15 protein-coding genes are annotated in these 15,564 nt (G+C 61.2%); 3 read left to right on the top strand and 12 right to left on the bottom strand.

Annotated elements, in window-relative coordinates; all coding sequences use genetic code 11:
* Positions 1-3: 3 nt before the first annotated feature.
* The 3 genes from AN476_RS10945 (at position 4) to AN476_RS10935 (ending at position 4,945) form a co-directional block, all read left to right on the top strand.
* Positions 4-1,371 carry a pyruvate dehydrogenase complex E1 component subunit beta gene (locus AN476_RS10945; protein WP_054461612.1) on the top strand — a complete coding sequence of 456 codons (1,368 nt, stop codon included), beginning with the start codon at positions 4-6 and terminating at the stop codon, positions 1,369-1,371.
* Between the two features lie 15 nt (positions 1,372-1,386).
* Positions 1,387-2,703, top strand: coding sequence for a pyruvate dehydrogenase complex dihydrolipoamide acetyltransferase (locus AN476_RS10940; RefSeq protein WP_054461611.1), 1,317 nt, complete (start codon positions 1,387-1,389; stop codon positions 2,701-2,703).
* Between the two features lie 502 nt (positions 2,704-3,205).
* The gene (locus AN476_RS10935) at positions 3,206-4,945 is read left to right on the top strand and encodes a HAMP domain-containing methyl-accepting chemotaxis protein (RefSeq protein ID WP_054461610.1); all 1,740 of its coding nucleotides are present in this window, start codon (positions 3,206-3,208) and stop codon (positions 4,943-4,945) included.
* Between the two features lie 120 nt (positions 4,946-5,065).
* Here AN476_RS10935 and cysE read toward each other — a convergent pair whose 3' ends face one another.
* The 12 genes from cysE to AN476_RS10875 all read right to left on the bottom strand — a co-directional run bounded on the left by cysE (position 5,066) and on the right by AN476_RS10875 (position 15,561).
* Complete coding sequence (gene cysE / locus AN476_RS10930; RefSeq protein WP_054461609.1) at positions 5,066-5,890, bottom strand: serine O-acetyltransferase; 825 nt, start codon at positions 5,888-5,890, stop codon at positions 5,066-5,068.
* Positions 5,891-6,415: 525 nt separating this feature from the next.
* A complete protein-coding gene (locus AN476_RS10925) occupies positions 6,416-10,378 on the bottom strand; it encodes a glycoside hydrolase TIM-barrel-like domain-containing protein (RefSeq protein ID WP_054461608.1) in 3,963 nt (1,320 codons plus the stop codon).
* Positions 10,378-10,869: a peptidase gene (locus tag AN476_RS10920; RefSeq protein ID WP_253279884.1), complete on the bottom strand. Its 492-nt coding sequence runs from the start codon at positions 10,867-10,869 to the stop codon at positions 10,378-10,380. The genes AN476_RS10925 and AN476_RS10920 overlap by 1 nt, the downstream gene beginning before the upstream one ends.
* On the bottom strand, positions 10,866-11,756 hold the full coding sequence (locus AN476_RS10915) for a DUF2163 domain-containing protein (RefSeq protein ID WP_054461607.1): 891 nt from the start codon (positions 11,754-11,756) through the stop codon (positions 10,866-10,868). The genes AN476_RS10920 and AN476_RS10915 overlap by 4 nt, the downstream gene beginning before the upstream one ends.
* Positions 11,756-12,388: a DUF2460 domain-containing protein gene (locus AN476_RS10910; RefSeq protein ID WP_054461606.1), complete on the bottom strand. Its 633-nt coding sequence runs from the start codon at positions 12,386-12,388 to the stop codon at positions 11,756-11,758. The genes AN476_RS10915 and AN476_RS10910 overlap by 1 nt, the downstream gene beginning before the upstream one ends.
* A 12-nt stretch (positions 12,389-12,400) precedes the next feature.
* Complete coding sequence (locus AN476_RS10905; RefSeq protein WP_054461605.1) at positions 12,401-13,060, bottom strand: phage tail tape measure protein; 660 nt, start codon at positions 13,058-13,060, stop codon at positions 12,401-12,403.
* Positions 13,061-13,135: 75 nt separating this feature from the next.
* Positions 13,136-13,372, bottom strand: a complete 237-nt coding sequence (locus AN476_RS10900; protein WP_054461604.1) for a rcc01693 family protein — start codon at positions 13,370-13,372, stop codon at positions 13,136-13,138.
* Entirely contained in the window at positions 13,369-13,728 is a 360-nt protein-coding gene (locus tag AN476_RS10895) for a gene transfer agent family protein (protein ID WP_054461603.1), read from the bottom strand. Before AN476_RS10895 ends, AN476_RS10900 begins: the two co-directional genes overlap by 4 nt.
* 3 nt (positions 13,729-13,731) lie before the next feature.
* Positions 13,732-14,145, bottom strand: a complete 414-nt coding sequence (locus tag AN476_RS10890; protein ID WP_054461602.1) for a phage major tail protein, TP901-1 family — start codon at positions 14,143-14,145, stop codon at positions 13,732-13,734.
* Positions 14,146-14,213: 68 nt separating this feature from the next.
* Positions 14,214-14,621 carry a DUF3168 domain-containing protein gene (locus tag AN476_RS10885; protein WP_054461601.1) on the bottom strand — a complete coding sequence of 136 codons (408 nt, stop codon included), beginning with the start codon at positions 14,619-14,621 and terminating at the stop codon, positions 14,214-14,216.
* On the bottom strand, positions 14,618-14,965 hold the full coding sequence (locus AN476_RS10880) for a head-tail adaptor protein (RefSeq protein ID WP_054461600.1): 348 nt from the start codon (positions 14,963-14,965) through the stop codon (positions 14,618-14,620). The genes AN476_RS10885 and AN476_RS10880 overlap by 4 nt, the downstream gene beginning before the upstream one ends.
* Positions 14,962-15,561: a head-tail connector protein gene (locus AN476_RS10875; RefSeq protein ID WP_054461599.1), complete on the bottom strand. Its 600-nt coding sequence runs from the start codon at positions 15,559-15,561 to the stop codon at positions 14,962-14,964. Before AN476_RS10875 ends, AN476_RS10880 begins: the two co-directional genes overlap by 4 nt.
* Positions 15,562-15,564 lie beyond the last annotated feature (3 nt).

The raw sequence follows: 15,564 nt of genomic DNA, 5'->3' as shown, positions 1-15,564 counted from the left end.
GATATGGCAACTGAAATTCTGATGCCCGCCCTGTCGCCCACAATGGAAGAGGGCACGCTGGCCAGATGGCTGGTCAAGGAAGGCGATACCGTGAGCTCTGGCGATATTCTGGCCGAGATCGAAACGGATAAGGCCACGATGGAGTTCGAGGCTGTAGATGAAGGCGTGATCGGCAAGATCCTGATCAACGAAGGCAGCGAAGGCGTGAAAGTGAACACGCCGATTGCCGTTTTGGTCGAAGAGGGGGAAAGCCTGGATGCGGCGCCTGCGGCGAGCAGTGAAGCCTCGGCGGCCGGGGCGCCTGCGGCGCCCGCAGCCCCCAAGGCTGCTGCCGCGGCTGTTGCCGCCCCTGAGGTGGACAATAGCCCGGACTGGCCAGAGGGCACCGAGGTGGTGAAAACCACCGTGCGGGAAGCTCTGCGCGATGCCATGGCCGAAGAAATGCGCGGCAATGAGAACGTCTTCCTCATGGGGGAAGAAGTGGCTGAGTATCAAGGCGCCTATAAGATCTCTCAAGGGTTGCTGGACGAGTTTGGCGCCAAGCGGGTGATCGACACCCCGATCACAGAGCACGGTTTTGCCGGCATCGCCACCGGGGCCGCCTTTGGCGGTTTGAACCCGATTGTCGAATTCATGACCTTCAACTTTGCCATGCAGGCGATCGACCATATCATCAACTCGGCGGCGAAGACATTGTATATGTCCGGCGGTCAGATGGGCGCACCCATGGTGTTCCGTGGCCCCAATGGCGCCGCCGCCCGTGTTGGAGCCCAGCACAGCCAGGACTATGCCGCCTGGTACATGCAGGTGCCTGGCCTGAAGGTCGCGATGCCCTATTCGGCCTCAGACGCCAAGGGGCTGCTGAAATCCGCGATCCGCGATCCCAACCCGGTGATCTTCCTTGAGAACGAAATCCTCTATGGCCGATCCTTTGACGTGCCCAAAATGGATGATTTCACCGTTCCCTTTGGCAAGGCCCGGATCTGGCGCGAAGGCAGCGATGTCACCATCGTCTCCTTTGGCATCGGAATGCAATATGCGCTGGAAGCGGCGGAGAAGCTTGAGGCTGATGGGATCGACGCCGAAGTCATCGACCTGCGCACCCTGCGGCCCATGGACCTGCCCACGGTGATCAAATCGGTAATGAAGACCAACCGTCTGGTCACTGTCGAGGAAGGCTGGCCCCAGGGCTCCGTTGGCAGCTACATCGCCTCAGAGGTGATGCAGCAGGCCTTTGATTACCTGGATGCCCCAGTGATCACCTGCACTGGCAAGGATGTGCCCATGCCCTATGCCGCCAACCTGGAACGCCACGCGCTGATCACCACCGATGAAGTGGTCGCCGCCGTGAAACAAGTCACCTATCGCTAAGGGAGCGCCAGAAGCATGCCTACAGAAATCCTGATGCCCGCCCTGTCTCCGACCATGGAGGAAGGCACCCTGGCCAAATGGCTGGTCAAGGAAGGCGATACCATCCAGTCCGGCGATCTCATTGCCGAGATCGAAACCGACAAGGCCACCATGGAATTCGAAGCCGTGGACGAAGGCGTGATCGGCAAGATCCTGATCTCTGAGGGCAGTGAAGGGGTGAAGGTGAATACCGCCATCGCCGTCCTGCTCGAAGACGGTGAGAGTGCTGATGACATTGGCGCCGCAGCGGCACCCGCTGCCCCTGCAGCCGCAGCGAAGGAAGTCGCCGCAGCACCCAGTGCTGGGGCGGGTGAGGCCGCTGCACCTCCCCCAACGTCGGCGGCCCCAGCCGCTGCTGATGGCAGCCGTATCTTTGCCTCGCCGCTGGCACGGCGCATTGCAGCAGACAAAGGCCTGGACCTGAGCGGTATTACCGGCTCCGGCCCGCGCGGGCGGATCGTCAAAGCGGATGTCGAGGGCGCAACTGCCGCTCCCAAAGCCACAGCGGCGCCTGCTGCTGCCTCATCGTCTGCCCCGGCAGCGCCCGCCCCAGCCCCAACCGGCCCCTCCTCCGACATGGTGGCCCGCATGTATGAGGGCCGCAGCTATGAAGAGGTCACTCTGGACGGCATGCGCAAGACCATCGCCGCCCGCCTGACCGAGGCCAAGCAGACCGTGCCGCATTTCTACCTGCGCCGCGACATTCAGCTAGATGCGCTGCTGAAGTTCCGCTCGCAGCTGAACAAACAGCTCGAAGGGCGCGGCGTCAAACTCTCGGTCAATGATTTCATCATCAAAGCCGTGGCCCTGGCGCTACAGGCCGTTCCAGATGCCAATGCGGTCTGGGCCGGAGATCGCGTGCTCAAGATGAAAGCTTCAGACGTGGCCGTGGCCGTGGCCATTGAAGGCGGGCTCTTCACCCCGGTCCTGCAGGACAGCGAGCTGAAATCGCTCTCGGCCCTTTCGGGCGAGATGAAGGACCTGGCCGCAAGGGCGCGGGATCGTAAACTTGCCCCCCATGAATATCAGGGCGGCAGCTTTGCCATCTCCAACCTTGGCATGTTTGGCATCGATAATTTTGATGCCATCGTTAACCCACCCCATGCCGGCATTCTGGCCGTGGGAGCAGGGGCCAAGAAACCTGTGGTGGGTGCTGATGGCGAGCTGAAAGTGGCAACAGTGATGTCTGTCACCATGTCCGTGGATCACCGGGTCATCGACGGCGCCCTCGGCGCGCAGCTGCTTCAGGCAATCGTCGAAAACCTGGAAAACCCGATGGTCATGCTGGCCTGACCCACAGGATCGGGGCAAACAATCGGGTCTGTTCTAAGGGGCAGACCCGACAGCCCCAAGCCTGGCCATTATGCCACTCTTTTCAGGCCGCAAGCGCCTTGAGGTGTCTATAGCAGGGCCTGTTTGGCCAATCGCTGCCAATCAAACCCCAGCCCGAGATATTCCTGCGGCTGGGGTTTTGCTTTTCCGTAAAACACTCTCCCCTTAAAGTCAGAATGCCCCCTCAGGCACGCCAGCTCCCTCCGGCTCACCCAGCCCAAGTTTTAGCACGCGACATATCTGCCTATTCCAAGTCCCTGGGACGCAGCTGGCAGGCAGCCCCTCCTCGCAAGGCACTAAAATTGATTGAAAATATTCCACTCCGGGTGAAAGAAACGGGCAAGGTTCAATGTAACATTTTCATGAATTTTTTATGACAAATCCGTATTGCGCACAGGTATTTACCCTAGGTTTAGGTCATAACCTCAGATTGCACCTGTCTCAACATGATAGGAACTGGATCATGGTCCGTGCCAATCCCTCTGTCCGCTTGCCCCGCCTGCGCTCTCTAGCTTTGCGGATCGCTCTGCTGGTGACTGCCTTTTCACTCCTCACGTCAATTCCGGTGTCTTTCCTGGCCGGCCAACGCCTGCATGTTCAGGCCCGCGAGTCCCTGCGCCTGCTGCAACATGAGCTCACCCTGTCTGCCGCCAAGGAAATAGCGCAGCCGATAAAGCTGGGGTTTTCCGGATCGGTGGAAAAGCGGCTTGCCCAGGTGGTCGAGCAGGCGGGTGACAGCTTTGCCTATACAAAGGCAGTGAAGCCCGACGGTGTCGTCATGGGCGAAACCGGCACGCCGCCACTGGATCACGCGGCGCAGCTCGACGGGTTGGTTGCCTCGGTTCTGGAAACTGGCGAGGCCTGGACCTCCGGCGACGGGCATACGCTGGTCTACCCGATCTTGTCGAAAAAGGGAAAACTGCGCGGCGCCCTGGTGATGAGCTGGGATCCCGGCCCCGTTCTCGCAGAGGTCAACGCAGGTCTGGCGCGTGATGCAGGCCTTACGCTATTGATCCTGCTGGGTTCGGTTTTTTGCTGCCTGCTGATCCTCACAAAACTGGTGAGCCACCCGATGCGGCGATTGGTTTCAGCTCTGGGACGGATTGCCGATGGCGACTACGACCAAGAGCTCCTGCAATATGACCGCAGCGATGAGCTCGGCCAAATTGCACGACAGGTCAACAGCTTGCAAAGAGTTTTGAAGGAAGGCCAGGCCTCGGACGCGGCACGGCGCATTGAACAGAATGACCAAAGTCTGGCGGTTGAACAGCTGCGCGCAGGGCTGACTTCTCTGGCGCAACGCGATCTTTCCTTTCGCATGCACAGCTCGCTGGCAACCGCATATGAACCGCTGCGCCATGACTTCAACACAGCGCTCTCTAGCCTGTCTGAAATGATGGAGCAGGTTCTATCGACCGCAGCCGTAGTGCTGGATCGCAGCAGCCGCATTGGCCAGAGTTCCACAACCCTGTCGCATCAGATCAATGAACAGTCCGGCGATCTTGAACAGCTCTCTCAATCGCTGAGCACCCTGACCCGCACCATGCGCAAATCCACCAATGAGGTCGGAGAGGTCAACGGGCTTGCCTCCGCCTCGGTGGCGGAAGCCAAAGCCAGCAGTAGCGTGGTCAAAAGCGCAGTCGCCGCGATGACAGGAATCGAAACAAGCGCCGAACAAATTGAAACCATCACCGGGGTGATTGACGATATCGCTTTTCAGACCAATCTTCTGGCGCTGAATGCCGGGGTCGAGGCCGCGCGCGCCGGAGAAGCGGGCAAGGGGTTTGCCGTGGTGGCCAGCGAAGTCCGGGCATTGGCACAGCGCAGCTCTCACGCCGCCACCGAGATCAAGGATCTGATCAACAGCACGACGGGCCACATCGAAAAAGGGGTATCCGAAGTCAACAACACAGGCGAGGTCCTGACCCAGATCATCACCCGCATGGGCGATATCTCTGGTCATGTGCGCAGCTCGACCGCTGGCTTTACCGAGGACACTCAAGAGCTCGCTTCGCTGTCAGAACGGCTCAATCTCTTGGGCGCAAAGACACAAGAGAACACCACCGTTGTGCAGGAAACCGTGCAGGTTCTGAATGAATTGCGGATCGGTGCGGACCAACTGCGTGCGCTGGCCAGCGCCTTTACGGTCGCCCGGACGGACTCCGCTGATCCCGCTATTGCAGCCCCCCCGGCCGCAGCATGAGGATCAGCAACCACAGTCCCATCACGATAGGCGCGCGCTGCAAAAATATAAGAGGGCATCGTCCGCCTCTTTGCAGCATATCACTGAGTTACGGCAAGTAGCCAATCCGCCGGACAGACCCTAGGCCCCGCTGACGGATCCGCCGTTTGGCACCACCTGATCCATGCTGACCGAGGGTTGATCACAACCGGCTTCGCCGACGATCTTGGCCGGGACACCCGCAACGGTTTTGCAGGGGGGGACCTCGGACAGCACCACAGAACCCGCAGCAATACGGCTGCAATGGCCAACCCGGATATTGCCCAGTACCTTGGCCCCGGCCCCGATCAACACGCCGTCTTCGATCTTGGGGTGACGATCCTCTTCTTCCTTGCCGGTACCGCCTAGAGTCACCGAATGCAGCATCGAGACATTATCCCCCACCACAGCGGTTTCCCCGATAACGATGGAATGGGCGTGGTCGATCATGATACCCCGGCCAATGCGGGCACCTGGGTGAATATCGACGCCAAAGATTTCGGAAATCCGCATCTGGAAAAAGAAGGCCAGATCCTGATCTCCCTGGCGCCACAGCCAATGAGCAATACGATAGGCCTGCACGGCCTGATAGCCCTTGAAGTAGAGGATGGGCTGCAACAGACGGTGGCAGGCCGGGTCACGATCATAGACCGCCATCAAATCGGCACGGGCGGCAGCAATCAGATCGGGATCCGCGGCAAAGGCGGTGTCAACGATCTCCCGCAGAATCACCATCGACATCTCATTGGAGCAGAGCTTGGCGGCGATCCGGTAAGACAGCGCCTTTTCCAGGGTCGGGTGATGCAGAATGCAGGCATGGATCAGCCCGCCCATCAGAGGCTGTTTTGCAACGGCGTCCTGAGCCTCGGTCGAGATTTGTTCCCAGACCGGGTCCAGGGGCGAAACGGCTGTGCGCGTCTTGATCATGGCTTGGCGTCCTCTTCTTGCCCTTAGATTTGCATTTAGGCGAGAAAAACCCAAGCGCAAACCTGTGATGGGAAAGATTTCAGAAATGAATGCTTTGAACCTGTAAATTTCTGGATCATTTACCCAAGCATTCTACCAAACCTCAGGAACTCAGTCTGCCCTTGGGACACATAGATAGGGAGTGCCTAGCGGCTGAGACGGCTTTGCAACTGCGCCAAAGCTAGCTGCAAGCATTTGATATAATCAGGATTATCCCAAAAGGGCTCAGCGCAAAGCGGACCGCAACACTGGCGGGCAACCGCATCCAAAGAACCATCTCCCCACTGTCGGTGCAGGCGTCCCGTTCGCGCAACATGCGCAGATGCCTTTTCTGCTCGGGCCAACAATTGCTGACACAAAATTGATCTCTGTGACGCAGAGGTCATAAATAGGGCGCGCGCCAGGCTGCTCAGATCCTGTGGAAGAATCCGCATGCCCCAGGGCGCGTTTTGGCCCCTTGGCCCGCTCACTCCGCCGCCTTGCCCCCTAGGAAAGGACCCTGAACCTGGCAAACCCTGCCCCGTACCGATCTGAAACCTGGGCTATTTCGACACGATCGCCCGGCTGACATCCATCCGCGCTTTGTGCGCTCGCCGTGTAGATCCAAGCCGCAGTGGCCACCTCCGCTTCGCGCAGCACAGTCACGCCGCGCAGGATACGGATGCGGTAAGCCTCACGCGCTTCCCCCAGCGGAATTTCTGCCAGATCCCAGCTGTCTCCCTCGATGCGGCTGCGCCTGATCCAAGATATATGTATATCGCTGCCCAGCGCGCCGTTTAAGCGCAGATGGACCGGCGCATAGGGGCGCAGCCCGTTGCCATCAAAGGATTCAACCCGGTGCAAATAGCTCGGGTCCTCGTAGCCGCGCCGGGCCGGGCCAATGCGGTAGTGCCGTGCCATACGGCGTTGGTCCAAGGAAAGCTCGAGCTGCGGAAAACTGCCATCCAGAAGCACCACATAGGAGCCCTCGGGCCAAAACATTGGCATCAGACTATCGGTGCCCAGCTGCCCACGCAGCCGATCCCGCAGCATATAGGTGTTCTCTGCAACAAGGTCCGCCTCGCAAAACTGCAGGATCTCCCAATTGCCGGCAGTGCCGTCTCCGATGGCAAGCGCATTGGCGCCATTCAGAACCGCCTGGCGGTCTTGGCTTTGAAAACTGCCCGAGATCAGTTTCACCTGCAGATCACCGCCGAGATCCCAGCGCCCAGCAGGCCCGGTGGCCAAGGCAGTTTGCGTCAGGCCAATGGTGCTGCGCGCCGCAATGATCTGTTGCAGGCTGTAGTCGGAATCCCGTCCCGAAGCATAGAGCGCCACCGTGCCTGGCCAGGGCGATCCAGTGACGGCCAGATGGGGGGCATGGGGCACTTCTTCGCCGGTCAGCAACGGCAGATCCATAAACAGGGGCAAGACAGGCAACGGAGGCTCGAAGGCCTGCGCCGAAGGCAGGCTCTCCGGGACCTCGGCGGGCAGATAGACCTCTGGTTCAATGCGCACGGCCTCTACGCTCTGGGCCGCCCCCAGCTCCATTCGATCCAGGCGATAGCGCTGTTCTGGCTGGGCAATGCCCTGCCCCTCGTCTGCGGCGACGGCTCCTGAGGCCGTCCCGGGCGGCAGTGAGACGACATCCCCCACCCCGAGATGCAGCAATGAGGGGGGCAGCACAAAGCGGGCCGTATCGCGCGAGACGCGGGCCTCGGCCAACCATCGTTCCACCACCTGGCGCGCTTCGCTATGGGTCAACACCAGGGCCAGCTCGCTGGTATTCACGGCATGGGTCTCCTCATCCGGGAGGATCGCTTCAACGGCGCTGACATCATAGGCCCCCCCCCAGTCGATAAATCGCAGCCGCACCCGGCCCGCCAATTCGGCCTCTGCCTCGCGCGTCAGCTCAAGACTGCCTTCCAGCGCTTCATCCTCAACCAGGGTCGGGGCTGCCAGGGTGAAATTGCTCTCACCTTGGCGAAGACGGAACTCAAGAACCCCGTTGCGTTCGATGCTATCAAACCCGTATCGCAACCCTAAAGGCTGCAGCGCCGCCCGTGCGGGCGCGACCTCATTGACTGCATAGCCATGCACGATGCCATGGAGCGCGCCAACATCGATACGGGTTTGCCCGGCTCGGGTGCAGATTTCCCGCACCACAGAGGCCAGACTGCGCTGCCCAGCGCGCCCGTTCAGCCAATGCCCACGCAGATAGTTTTCCCCATCGCTCCAGACAGAGACAAGATTTGGAAAGGCGGGAAAGGGCCTGGCATCCCAAGCCCAGACATAGGCGTTGCTCAAATCCAGCATCCGCCCGTCATACGCGTTCGACATCGGGTTATTGGCCTCTTGCTGCCAATAGCCCAGCATCGCGCGCAGATATTGCATCTGCATCAGATCATCGCGCTGCCCGTTCGAATACCTCGGCAGTTTGGATTCCGAGCTTTTGGGATCGAGAAACTTGTTGGGCTGGTTGGTCCCCTTATCAATTGCGGCACAGCCCAATTCGGTAAACCAGATCGGTTTCTTCTGCGGTTGCCAGGCCGTGGGGCTTTCTTGTCTGACCCCATCAATGCGCTCGTGATGCGGGTGGCGCCACCAATTGTACAAATCCTTGTACCGCCAGACCCAGGCCTCATCATGAGCCCCATCGGTGATTGGGGTCCGGATCTGCGCCGCTGCGGCCTCCTCTGAGTGGTAGTACCAGTCATAGCCCTCGCCGCCTTCGATATTGGCGCGCAGGTAGTCCAGGTCATAGATGCTGGGCGCACCATTGATGCGATCCAGATGATCCACCCCATCGCGCCAATCAGACAGCGGCATGTAGTTGTCGATACCGATGAAGTCGATATTGTTGTCGGCCCAAAGCGGATCGAGGTGGAAATAGCGATTGCCCTCGGGGCTTTGGTAGCCCCAGTATTCAGACCAGTCCGCCGCATAGCTGATCTTGGCCTCTGGCAGCAACAGACGCACCTCTGCGGCCAGGTCACGCAGGGCTGCAACCGCAGGAAAGCCAGCCGCGCTGCGGATCTGCGTCAGCCCGCGCATCTCAGAGCCGATGCAAAAGGCCTCCACCCCACCTGCCGCCGCACAGAGCGCGGCATTGTGCAGGATAAAGCGCCGCAGCCCCCAGTCTTGCGCAGCGCCACTATAGCTGACCTGTCCGGCTGATACGGTGAAATCCGCCGCCATGGCGCCCCCCATAAAGGCGGCGACCTCGGCCTCTGCTGTCGCAGTCTGGTCTGGAGACCCCGGCCGCCCTGGCGCCTGTGACAGGGTTATACGCCCCCGCCACGGCAATGCTGGCTGGCTTTCGGCCCCAGTCCAAGGATCGGCACGCATGTTCCCTGCGACCTGATCCATCAGAATAAAGGGGTAGAACATCACCCGCTTGCCCTCGGCCTGCAAAGCCTGGATCGCTTCAATGACAGAGGCATCCGCCGGGGTGCCGCCATAGAGCCCCCGTCCTTCGCTGTCCTGGGGCACCAGATCAGCACTGGCACGTGTCTCGCCCGAGACCCGCCAGGCCATGGGAATACCCTCCGCCTGTTTTTGCTCCACTTTGGGTTTGATCTGACACTGGCCGCAGCGCAGATCATTGCCGAACCAGGACACAATGAGCGAGGCCGCGCCGCAGCTTGGCAGTTCCTCGGACAGGGCGACCAGCGAGGTCGCTAGATCGCTTTGCCCCGAGGCGGTATGGCTATTGGCCCCTGTCGCCTGGCCGGGCCCCAGACCATAGTGCACCGCAGTGGTGGCCAGCGCATATTCCCCAGTGCCCGGCATCAGGGCCACGCCCTGTACCAATTGGCCTAGATCCAGGGCAAAATCGGAGCTCTCCGGTTGCTCCGGGCGCACCACTTCAAAGGAAAACTGCGGCACCCTGTTGCCAAAAGGCTCAAGCGCCAAATCCTCAAACACCACATAGGCCGTGCCGCGATAGGCAGGCACCTCACTCGTGCCCTCGATGGCCTCCATCAGGGGGTCGGGCATTTGATCCCGGGTCCCTCGATAGAGCGTCATGTTCAGATCCCGGGCCGAGACCTCTTCGCCATCTGCCCAGATCCGGGGCACTGCCGCAATCTCGCCCTGACACAGGGCAATCGCCAACGAGACAGAATAGCTGTAGCTGGTGGTCTGGGGCTGGCGCGGAGCGCCCTTACCACCCCCTGTCACGGTTGCTGTCTCGGCAAAGCCGCTGGCCCAGATCACCTGTCCGCCGATACGGGTCCGGCCATAGATCTGCGCAATTGGCGCACCCTGCCCTGCCTCTGTCAGGCGGAAACGGTCCACCTTCCCTGTCTCGATCGCATCAGATCCCGTGCCCAACAACCTGTCATCAATGACACGCCCCAGGGTCGCCCCCACCGCCCGGCCAATGGCAACGCTGGACAGCCCCGCAACGGTGCCGCCAATCGAGCCGCCAATTGCGGCGCCTGCCGCAGATAACACAATGGTTGCCATCAGTTCTGCTCCTCAGGAAAGGAAAACCGCGCCACGATGCGACGGCGCCAGGGCGGGGTCAGGGCGCTTTCCACGACGCCATGGCCGCGATAGGCATGAATGAACCGGGCTCCGGGCTCAGCTCCACAGCGCTCCCCGCCGCCAAGCCGTGATTGTAGCCCAAGGTGCTTGGCCACCGCCCCGTCCCGCATCCGAAACAACAAGACATCTCCCAGAGCCGCCGCCTCCAGGGGTTTGGGCCTCAGATGGCTCTGCGCCGCGTGCCAAAGCCGCTCCTCTCCCTGTGGTTCGGACCAATCCATCGAATAGGCAGGCGGGGCCTCAGGCTCAGAGCCAAACAGGTCCCGCCAGATGCCCCGGATCAAACCCAGGCAATCACATCCGGCACCTCGGCAGCTCGCCTGGTGCTGATAGGGCGTGCCGATCCAATGCCGCGCCATTGCAACCACACGCCGAGGTGACATCGCGTCCAAGCTTTGGTGTTGGCTCATCTGCGGCTGCCCCCTGTTGTATTGCCAGAGGACTTTGGCACCGCCATTACCCAGTCTTCACCGGGGATATCGGGAAAGCCCTGAAAGTTTCCCAGGTTGTTGAACTTCAACCGGCAACTCTGCATGGATTTGTCGCACCCCGGGTCCAGCCGCAGCTGATCCCCGACAGCGATCCCGGCGCGCAGTGGCTCCCACAGGGTCAGGGTGCGGGCAGCGCCCTGCTGTTGATCCCGTTTGATACTGCCCCATAGCCCCGCAGCCTCACCGCTCAGCACCGTCAGACGGCCGCCGACAAACCAACCCTGCTCAAATCCCTCCAGGCTGCGCCACTGAAAAGCACCCGCCTCTGTTACTGTCTCGATCGGACCTTCAAAGGCATATCCGGGGGTGGAAAGGTCAAAACGGCAGTCCCCATCCCCCAGCACCGCGGTACAGGTCTTCTGATAGATCCGCCCGAGCGGCTGGTTCAGCGCCTCGGTCAAGCCCCGCAATTCCGCCTCAAAGGCGCCGCCCGCGCGGTGCAACTCACCGATACTGCCGCCAAACTGCAACCAGCGTTCTTGGGTGTTTTGCCAATTTACCAGCCAACAGTTCAGGTCAGCCCCATCAAAACGACCCGACAATATATCCGCCTCGCGCAGAGCGGTATCACTCAGTGCCCCCAAAGCAGAGGAGTTATCAACCGACAGGCCTGTGCTCTGCACCACTGCGCGGGCACTGAGCCCCGTTCCGGCGCTAAAGGTCCAGCCGTCAAAGGACAGATCCCGATCGTGATCGGTAAAGCCAAAGCGGGTTCCGTCACGACGGGTCAGCCCCCAGCAGCGCGCCAGAGTGGTTACGCCTGTCTGCAGATGTGCCCGCAGTGCCTCGGTTGCGATTTCAGCCATCAGACACGCACCTCCACCACCGGAACATTGGGCACTTCCCCCGCCTGAAACGAGGCCACACTGGTAAGGATCTTATCGGTGTCAAACCGCACAGGGACATCAAACTCAAACCCGGCAACCACCTCAATCCCCTGTTCGGGGGGATGGCTCAGCGTGACCTGCCCAGTTGCTGTATCCAGATCAAAATCTATCCCCTCCTGCAGTTCTTCCTGCCCCAGACCCAGACGGGCGGTGCCGCTGACTGGTTTGGTGATGGGCCGTTGATAGATCGCCTCGCCAGAACGGTAGGTCTTGAGCAGTTGAAACACCGTCTGAGCCCCATCCCCCTGCGCGATGAGCTGATCGCGAAAATCCACCTCGGCGGTTGGGCGCGCCGATTTGAAATCGGACCAGTCCTTCCAGCGGAAGCCGTATATCTGCCCCTGACGGGCCTCAAAAAAGGCAATCAAGGTTTCGATGTCATCCAAAGACCGCAGCCCAACCCCCGCATCATAGCGCCGCCGCGCATGGGCCCAGGGAGTGTTGCGCTCTTCAAACCCATTGGCCAGGGTCACCACATCGGTGCGCCGTTCCGGCCCGCCAACTGAACCAAAGCTCAAGGAAGCGGGAAATCTGATTTCATGAAAACTCATCCGGGTGCCCTCTTATCTGTTGCGGTTGCCACGGCTCAGGGCGCGCGACAGCTGGGCCGCGATCTGGCCACTGCTGCGTTTAAAACCCTGAACATCCGGCGTACTGACATTCATCACCACAGTGGTGCCGGATCCGGCCTGCGCCCGCACGCCGAGGCTGCCATCCGCGCTGCGACTTAGCGGCAGGATGGCTTCGGGGCCGGCTTCTCCCATCAACCCGCTGGCGCCCCGCATTGGAAAAACATGGGGCCCACTGACCACCCCGCCACGGGCAAAGGGCACCACCCGCCCCTGCGAAAAAGCAGCCCCATCGGCAAAGGGCAGGATCCCGCTGATCAGATCTCCAACCCCTGTGGAGATGAGACCGCCCACATGGTCGGTAATGGGGCGAATGGCAGCGTTATAGGTGGTTTTGACCAGCGAGCGTGCCAGCCCATCCAGAGCCACGGACAGGCTGTCGCCATCAAAGACCACCTGTTCAAAGGACCGTCGCAAGCCACGTGAAAGGCCCCGCTCCAGCGTTTCGACATCCTTCCCCGTGGCTGCAAACGCCTCGCGCACTCGGCGCAGTTCGCTTTCAAAGCTGGCGGCCATCCCCGCCGCATCGCCAAGCGTGTCCCCAAGCGCCTCGCTGTGCAGCTCCAAAGCCGCGATGTCTCGACTATCCGCCATTCTAGGTTCCTTTTTGCAATGCGCCCGCCGCCCAAAGGGGCGCAAGACTGCAAGTTTGAAGGTTGAAAAGCCGCCCTATGCGGCAGGCGCAGACCCGCTGCTTTGGTCAGGGTAGCGCCGCATCAGTGTTTCGAGCCCAATGCGGCTCAGGCTCGGGCCCTGATGGGCTGGCCCTAAAAGCAGCTGCAGCTCTGCTGGGGTGAGATTCCAAAAGGCTACCGGGGACAGGCGCAACCCGACAATGCCCGCCCGCATCAGCCCGGGCCAATCCAATCCGGGACACTCCTGCTGCCTTTGGGTCTGCTGGGTCATGGGGAGCCACTCCCCTCCGATACTTCCGGCCCTTTGGGCAAAGAAAAGCTGCGGGCCAAAAGCAGCGCCGCAACCCGTGCCGCCTCTACGGCGCCACCGTTGATTTCGGCCTGGGCCAGGTCCAATGAGTCCAGATCATGCCCGCCGCCCTCCAGGCCGGCGGTCAGCAAGGCCAGGATATCCGCCGCAGAAAAACGCCCTGTTTCAAATCGCTGCACCAGATCCAGCAGAGAGGTTTCCTGCAACTGGTTTTCCAGGCGCGCCAGCGCGCCCAGAGGCAGCCGCAGCACCCTGGGGCTGCCATTGATGGTCAGGGTGACCTCGCCGCGCCAGGGGTTTTCCGACAGGCTCTGCATGGATTATACCGCCGTAAAGCTGAGCGCACCGGCGCTAGCCAGGGTCAGCTCATAGGTTGCTTCGCCATTGTGGCTGCCTGCATAGTCCAGAGCGGTCACCTGAAACGGCCCTTCAATGATGCCAAAATCCGGCACCACCACCTGACAGTCAGGTGTCACCCCGTCAAAAAACAGCTGCCGCGCCCGTTCATCGGTGGTTTCATCGCGAAACACACCAGAGCCTGAAATGGAGGCAGACCGAACACCCGCCCCCGACAGCAGCTCTCGCCAGCCTCCCTGGCTTTCGAGACTGGTGACATCAACGCTTTCGGCGTTGAAGCTGATCCGCGTAGCGCGCAGCCCCGCCAGGGTTTCGAACTGACCGTCGCCGGTCATATCGACCTTGATCAATAGATCTTTGCCATTCTGGGTCGCCATGACAGCCCCCCTTTCCTATAGAGTGGTGGTTTCTGTTCGTCTTGCTATGTGAAGCCCGCGCGGAGCCTTCAACTGTCTTCCAGCCGGGCGGCAAACAGCAGGGAGATGCTACGTCCGCCATCGTCCAGTCGCTGGGCGCTGGCACGTTCGAACCAAAGCCCCACAAGCCGTCCGCGGCTCAACGAAAGCGGCGCATCAATTAGCGCATCGCAAATTGATGCTGCGGCCTCCTTGGCGGCCACAAAGCCGGCGGCGCTGGTAAAGACGCTGACCGTAAACCGGTGGCGCGCGCCCGGACCGCTTGCATCCGATCGGTCCAGAGCTTCCTCTGCGCCCAGGACGGCATAGATTTGCGGCAGGCTGCCCGTCGGCAGGGCGTCAAACAGATCGCTGCCCAGGGCCGAAATCACCGCCGGATCTGCGCTCAGATGGTTAAAGACAGATTGCTGCAGGGCAGCGGCAAGCGCATAGGTCATGGGGCCAGCTCCTCGATACATTGGCAGATCAGATAGCGCGCCTCCGGATCCGCCTCGCTAACGGCATCAATGCGAAACAACCGCTGCCCCATGCGCAGGCGTTGCCCCGGGCGGGGGCGCGACTGGCGGCCCATAGGCCGGGCCCGCAGGGTGACCCTGTAGCGCTGCAGGGACAGGCTTGCGCCCTCTTGACCTGAGGTGCGGCCCGACTGCGCCTGAAGCGCTGCCCAGACCACCCCCAGGGGCGCCCAGCTTTCGCTATACCCGCCCGCCCCATCGCTAAGACGCTGTGGATCTTCCAGCAGCATCCGCCGGGTGGTCTGTGGTATCCTGCGCTTGCTCATGACGGCCTCCGGGAAGAGAGCCGCAACAGTCGGTAGCGTTCAATCAGAGAGACAACACCAAAAGGCATGCACCCTCCGTGCAGAGCGGTGTCGTCGCGGTATTCATAGTAATGCGCCGCCAGCATCAGCACCGCCTGCGCCAGATCACGGGGCAGATCCTGCCAGCTCTCCGCAAAGCCAGCGGTCAGGGTGAGCTCCAGCTGGTCGCCGCCATCCAGGCGCGGCAGGCTGCCCGCACGCGGATACAGGCGGGGCTGCAAGCTGTCTGAAACCAGGCGAAGCGTACCGGTTGCAAGAACCATTGCGGCCCCCGCGACATCCAGCTGACGGAGCGCGACAAGATTGGTCACCGGAGCAATTGGCAGATCCGCGCGATCCGGGTGCCTCCAGGCCGACACCAACCAGGTGAAGTCTCGCTGCAATAGCGCCTTACCCGTACGGTTTTCGATCGCCGCCAGCGCGGCCCGCAAAAAGCCGGTCAGAACACTGTCTTGCAAATCCTCTTCGCCAAAGCCCGTGCCTAGCCGCAGATGCGCCTTGAAGGCCTCCAGCGGCAGGGCCGCATCCGGGACAGGTGTCACTTCGCTCAACATCATACT

The organism is Phaeobacter sp. 11ANDIMAR09, assembly GCF_001294455.1.
Classification (GTDB): domain Bacteria; phylum Pseudomonadota; class Alphaproteobacteria; order Rhodobacterales; family Rhodobacteraceae; genus Pseudophaeobacter.
This window is presented reverse-complemented; position numbering and strand designations above follow the sequence as displayed.